General features: G+C 70.8%; 4 protein-coding genes. All 4 read right to left on the bottom strand.

Annotation, left to right across the window (positions count from 1 at the left end; genetic code table 11):
• On the bottom strand, positions 1-711 hold a 711-nt coding region (recF, locus tag AB8Z75_RS30150; RefSeq protein WP_369207513.1), incomplete at its 3' end, for a DNA replication/repair protein RecF.
• Positions 712-721: 10 nt separating this feature from the next.
• The gene (gnd, locus tag AB8Z75_RS30145) at positions 722-1,660 is read right to left on the bottom strand and encodes a phosphogluconate dehydrogenase (NAD(+)-dependent, decarboxylating) (protein ID WP_369207511.1); all 939 of its coding nucleotides are present in this window, start codon (positions 1,658-1,660) and stop codon (positions 722-724) included.
• 316 nt (positions 1,661-1,976) lie between these two features.
• Positions 1,977-3,107: a DNA polymerase III subunit beta gene (gene dnaN, locus AB8Z75_RS30140; protein WP_369207509.1), complete on the bottom strand. Its 1,131-nt coding sequence runs from the start codon at positions 3,105-3,107 to the stop codon at positions 1,977-1,979.
• 870 nt (positions 3,108-3,977) lie between these two features.
• The coding region (dnaA, locus tag AB8Z75_RS30135; protein WP_369207507.1) for a chromosomal replication initiator protein DnaA at positions 3,978-5,821 on the bottom strand (1,844 nt) is incomplete at its 5' end.

The following is a 5,821-nucleotide window of genomic DNA, read 5'->3' as shown; positions in this document are numbered from 1 at the left end:
CTCCGTCACCGGACCCCGGTACTCGAACGCCRSCGGACCACCCCCAGGAGCCAGCGCCTCGTACGCCTTGTCCGCCAGCGGACCCAGCACCGCCAGCAGATCCAACCGCTGCGCCAACAACTGCGCCCCCGCCCGCGCCAGATGCTGATCCCACACGTCCAGCGTCGACAGATCCACCCCGCGGCCCCCGTGCCGCCGCGCCATCGCCGCCGACTTCAGCAGACTGTTGCGCTGCTTGAGCACCCGCTCGTAGTCCGAACGCACCCCCGCCATCCGCGGCGCCCGCGCCACCACCAGCTCGTCCACGAACCGGCGCCGCTCACCCGGATCGCCCTTGACCAGCGCCAGATCCTCCGGCGCGAACAGCACCGTCCGCACAATCCCCAGCACATCGCGGGGCCGCACCTGCGAGGAGCGGTTGATCCGCGCCCGGTTCGCCCTGCCCGGATTCAGCTCCAGCTCGACCAGCTGCTCCCGCTCGCCCTGCCGCACCTGGGCCCGCACGACCGCCCGCTCCGCGCCCTGCCGCACCAACGGCGCGTCCGAGGAGACCCGGTGACTGCCCAGCGTGGCCAGATAGCCGACGGCCTCCACGAGATTCGTCTTCCCCTGACCGTTCGGCCCGAGAAACGCGGTCACGCCCGGGCCGAGGGAGACCTCGGCCCGGGCGTACGACCGGAAATCGGCCAGCGAGAGATGCCTGACGTGCATCGGTGCGCCGTCAGCCCCCCGTGGGCGGAGTGACGTCGGCACCCGGAGCGTCGGCGCCCGTCTCCCCCGCCTTGCCGGCCGCGGTGACCGCGTGCCCGCCGAACTGGTTGCGCAGCGCGGCGATCATCTTCATCTGCGGCGAGTCCTCCTGCCGGGAGGAGAAACGCGCGAACAGCGACGCGGTGATCGCCGGCAGCGGCACCGCGTTGTCGATCGCCGCCTCCACCGTCCAGCGGCCCTCGCCCGAGTCGGCCGCGTAGCCGCGCAGCGCCTGCAGGTGCTCGTCGCTGTCCAGCGCCTTGACCGCCAGGTCCAGCAGCCAGGAGCGGATGACGGTGCCCTCCTGCCAGGAACGGAAGACCTCACGCACGTCGGTCACCGAGTCGGCGGCCTCCAGCAGCTCCCAGCCCTCGGCGAAGGACTGCATCATCGCGTACTCGATGCCGTTGTGGACCATCTTCGCGAAGTGGCCCGCGCCGACCTTGCCCGCGTGGACGGAGCCGAACTCCCCCTCGGGCTTCAGCGCGTCGAAGACGGGCTGCACCTTCGCCACGTCCTCGGCGGAGCCGCCGTACATCAGCGCGTAGCCATTCTCCAGGCCCCACACGCCGCCCGAGACGCCGCAGTCGACGAAACCGATGCCCTTGGCCTTCAGCTCCTCGGCGTGCTTCTCGTCGTCCGTCCAGCGCGAGTTCCCGCCGTCGACCACCAGATCACCGGGGGAGAGCAGCTCGGCCAGCTCGTCGACGGTCGCCTGGGTGGCCGCGCCCGCCGGCACCATCACCCACACCACGCGCGGCCCGCTGAGCGACCCCACCAGCTCCTCGAGGCTGCCGACGTCCGCGATGTCCGGATTCCGGTCATACCCGATGACCGTGTGGCCCCCACGGCGGATGCGCTCACGCATGTTCCCGCCCATCTTCCCGAGACCGACCAGACCGAGCTCCATCACTGCCCCTTAGCTGTGTTTCTCGCGTTTTCGCAGTTTCGTACGCATTCGACCCTACGCCTCCACACCCTGTGGGCAGGCGCCGCCGGGGGCGGCAGTGGGGGCACATCCCGGGGGAATTCCGGAGGCGGGCACCACCCGGCCACCGGCGGGCAGCCGACGACGAGGCCCGCCGCCCCAGCCACCGGACGAGACGAGCACCGGCACGGACGGACGAGACCGGCGCCGACACCGGCACGGACGAGACCGGCACCGGGCACCGGAGCAGGGCGCCGGCCCGGCGGGGGCGAGGGCCTCAGCCCGCTCGGCGGGGGCGTCAGCCCGACAGCCGCACCGGCATGATCAGGTACTTGTACGCCTCGTCGGCCTCCGCGTCCTTGGCCGGGCGACCGCTCAGCAGCGCCGGCTTGGTCGAGGTGGTGAACGACAGCTGGGCCACCGGAGAGTCGATCGCGCTCAGCCCCTCCAGCAGGAACCCCGGGTTGAAGGCGATCGAGATGTCGTCCCCCTCCAGGTCGGCGTCGACACGCTCCACAGCCTGTGCGTCGTCGCTCGACCCCGCCTCCAGCGTCAGCACACCCTGCTCGAAGCTCAGCCGCACCGGCGTGTTGCGCTCAGCGACCAGCGCCACGCGCTTGACGGCCTCCACGAACGGCGCCGTCTCGATCACGGCCACCGAGTTGAACTCCGTCGGGAACAGCGTGCGGTACTTGGGCAGGTCGCCCTCCAGCAGCCGCGTCGTCGTCCGCCGCCCCGCGCCCTCGAAGCCGATCAGGCCCTCGCCCGACCCGGAGCCCGAGAGCGCCAGCGTGACGCTGTCGCCGCCGCTGAGCGACTTCGCGGTGTCCAGCAGCGTCTTGGCCGGCACCAGCGCCACAGCCGAGGCCTCCGGCGTCTCCGGCTTCCACAGGAACTCGCGGACCGCGAACCGGTAGCGGTCCGTGGACGCCAGGGTGACGGTGTCGCCCTCGATCTCGATGCGCACACCGGTGAGCACCGGCAGGGTGTCGTCCCGCCCCGCCGCGATGGCGACCTGCTGGGCCGCGGCGGCGAAGACCTCACCGGGAACGGTGCCGGTGGCCGACGGCATCTCGGGCAGCGCCGGGTACTCCTCCACCGGCAGGGTGTGGAGCGTGAAGCGCGAGGAGCCGCAGACCACGGTCGCCCGTACACCGTCTGTGGAGATCTCCACCGGGCGGTTGGGGAGCGCGCGGCAGATGTCGGCCAGCAGCCGGCCGGACACCAGGACGGTGCCCTCCTCCTCGACCTCGGCCTCGACGGAGACCCGCGCCGACACCTCGTAGTCGAAGCCGGAGAGGCTCAGCGCGCCGTCGTCCGCCTTCAGCAGCAGGCCCGCGAGCACCGGCACCGGAGGGCGGGCGGGGAGGCTCTTGGCCGTCCATGCCACCGCCTCCGCGAGGACATCCCGTTCAACCCGGATCTTCACCTTCAGCCGCCTCCCGCGCTGCCTTCTTACGTGCTGTTGCCGGGAACCAGTCTGACGCACGGGACCGACAGCGGAAGCGGGTGCGGGTCAAGTCGAGCAGATCCGGGCCGAGGCGCGAGGCGCCGAGTTGTGCACAGCCCCCACTTCGAAGCGAATCCCGGGCTCTCTAGGTGTCGTCGTAGTAGTAGGGCCTGTGGAAACCGTGGAAAAGCCCGTCTGCGCAGCTCAGAGCCGGAATTTTGTCCACCGGGCCTGTGGGTGGACCCGTGGACGAAGGGGCCTTCGCTGTGGACACCGAAAAGTTCCCCACAACCCGCCCACAGGCAGAGGGGGTTTCCCCACAGCTGCGCCCACAGATTTACCCACCTTTCCCACAGCCCAATCCTCGGCCTCGATGTGACGGCTTTCACTCGGACCGGTGAGCGGGCGCGTTGCGTTGCCGAACAGTGGACAGTTCTGTGGAGAAGTGGCCGTGCGCTGGGGAAAAGTGGCCTCATCCTGTGGGCGGACGGTGGACAAGTCCGAGAGCCGTCGGCGGCCGGTTCGGTCCTCCACAGGTGTGGACAGAGCTCGCCCACAAATACACAGGCGGGTGACCTCGGCGAACAGCCTCCCACGGGGCCGGCTGTGGACGCCCTTGGGACAACGGAAGAGGTCCCCAGGGTGTGGACGCGGTGAACCGGCCACAACTGTGGACCGAGCCGCTCCGCGCCTCCCGAATCGAACAGCGAAGGGCCCCCGGGGAGTTCTCCCCGGGGGCCCTGTCCGTCCGTAGGCCGCCGTAGGCCGTCCGCAGGCCGTCCGAAGGCTGCACGTAGGTCGTCCGCAGACCGACCGCAGACCGTCCGCAGGCTGCGCGCAGGCCGCCCGTCAGGCGTTCTTGATGCGGTTGGTCAGCTCCGTGACCTGGTTGTAGATGGAGCGCCGCTCCGCCATCAGCGCGCGGATCTTCCGGTCGGCGTGCATCACCGTGGTGTGGTCGCGGCCCCCGAACTGCCCGCCGATCTTCGGCAGCGACAGATCCGTCAGCTCCCGGCACAGGTACATGGCGATCTGGCGCGCCGTCACCAGCACGCGACTGCGCGAGGAACCGCACAGGTCGTCCACCGTCAGCCCGAAGTAGTCGGCGGTGGCCGCCATGATGGCGGGCGCGGTGATCTCCGGAGTCGCGTCCTCGCCGCCGGGGATCAGGTCCTTGAGCACGATCTCCGTCAGCCCGAGATCGACCGGCTGCCGGTTGAGGCTCGCGAAGGCCGTCACCCGGATCAGCGCGCCCTCCAGCTCGCGGATGTTGCGTGAGATGCGGGAGGCGATGAACTCCAGCACCTCGGGCGGGGCGTTGAGCTGCTCCTGCACCGCCTTCTTGCGGAGGATCGCGATACGCGTCTCCAGCTCGGGCGGCTGGACGTCGGTGATCAGGCCCCACTCGAAGCGGTTGCGCAGCCGGTCCTCCAGCGTCTCCAGCGCCTTGGGCGGCCGGTCGCTGGAGAGCACGATCTGCTTGTTGGCGTTGTGCAGGGTGTTGAAGGTGTGGAAGAACTCCTCCTGCGTCGACTCCTTGTCGGCCAGGAACTGGACGTCGTCGACGAGCAGGATGTCCATGTCGCGGTAGCGCTTGCGGAACGCGTCCGCCTTGCCGTCGCGGATGGAGTTGATGAACTCGTTGGTGAACTCCTCCGAACTGACGTACCGCACCCGCGTCCCCGGGTAGAGGCTGCGCGCGTAGTGCCCGATCGCGTGCAGCAGGTGCGTCTTGCCGAGGCCTGACTCGCCGTAGATGAACAGCGGGTTGTAGGCCTTGGCGGGCGCCTCCGCCACGGCGACGGCCGCGGCGTGCGCGAAGCGGTTCGAGGCCCCGATCACGAAGGTGTCGAAGAGGTACTTCGGATTCAGCCGTGCCGTCGGCTCCCCGGGGCCCGTCGCGGGCGCCGGCTGCGCGGCCAGCGGTCCCGGCGCACCGCTGGGTGCGGGCAGCTGGGAAGGGCTGTCGTAGTGCGGGGCGGGCGGTCGCCCCTGCGGCGGCACCTGCGGCCGGGGGCGCTGCTGGTGCTGGGGCTGCGGTTGTGGCTGTTGCGGCGGCTGGTGCTGGTGCTGGTGCTGCGGTTCGTAGGCGTCGTACGACTGCTGGTCGTAGCCCTGCTGGTCGTAGCCCTGCTGGTCGTACGGCTGCTGCCGGTGGTCGTAGTGCTGGGGCCGCTGGTGCTGCGGCGGGTAAGGGTCGCGCCGCTGCTGCCACGAGGACGGGCCGGGAGCCGGCCCCGGGCCGTGCGTGTACTCGGGATACGCGGAGCGGGCCCCGGGAACCTCCCGGCTCTCGTACTGGTCGCGGCTCTCGTACTGGTCGTAGCGGTCCTGCTCGTACCGTTCCGCCTGGTCGTAGCGGTCCGGTTGCTCGTAGCGTTCCGCCTGGTCGTAGCGTTCCGCCTGCTCGTAGCGGTCCTGCGGTTCGTAGCGTTCCGGCTGGGGCTGCTGTTGACCCTGGGGGTCGTGAGCAGCCGGGGCGGTCGGGTGACCGTGCTGCGGGGCGCCGTGTGGCGGACCGGCGTGTTGGGGACCGCCTTGCTGGGGGCCGCCGTGTTGGGGTCCGGGCCCACGGTCGTCGTGCTGCTCGTAGCCCTCGTAGCTCGTCTCGCGCGGCGGGTAGCCGTCGTACGCCGGTTCGTAGGCGCTCTCCCGCTGCGGCGGCTGGGGCTGCTGCTGCTCGGGGGCGGGGG

Source organism: Streptomyces sp. PU-14G (assembly GCF_041028275.1).
GTDB lineage: Bacteria > Actinomycetota > Actinomycetes > Streptomycetales > Streptomycetaceae > Streptomyces.
Note: the sequence above shows the minus strand (reverse complement) of the source record. Positions and strands in the feature narration are given on the sequence as shown.

Excerpts from the sequence above, each read along its gene's own strand:
- gnd (WP_369207511.1), bottom strand. The coding sequence starts at position 1,660 with ATGGAGCTCGGTCTGGTCGGTCTCGGGAAGATGGGCGGGAACATGCGT.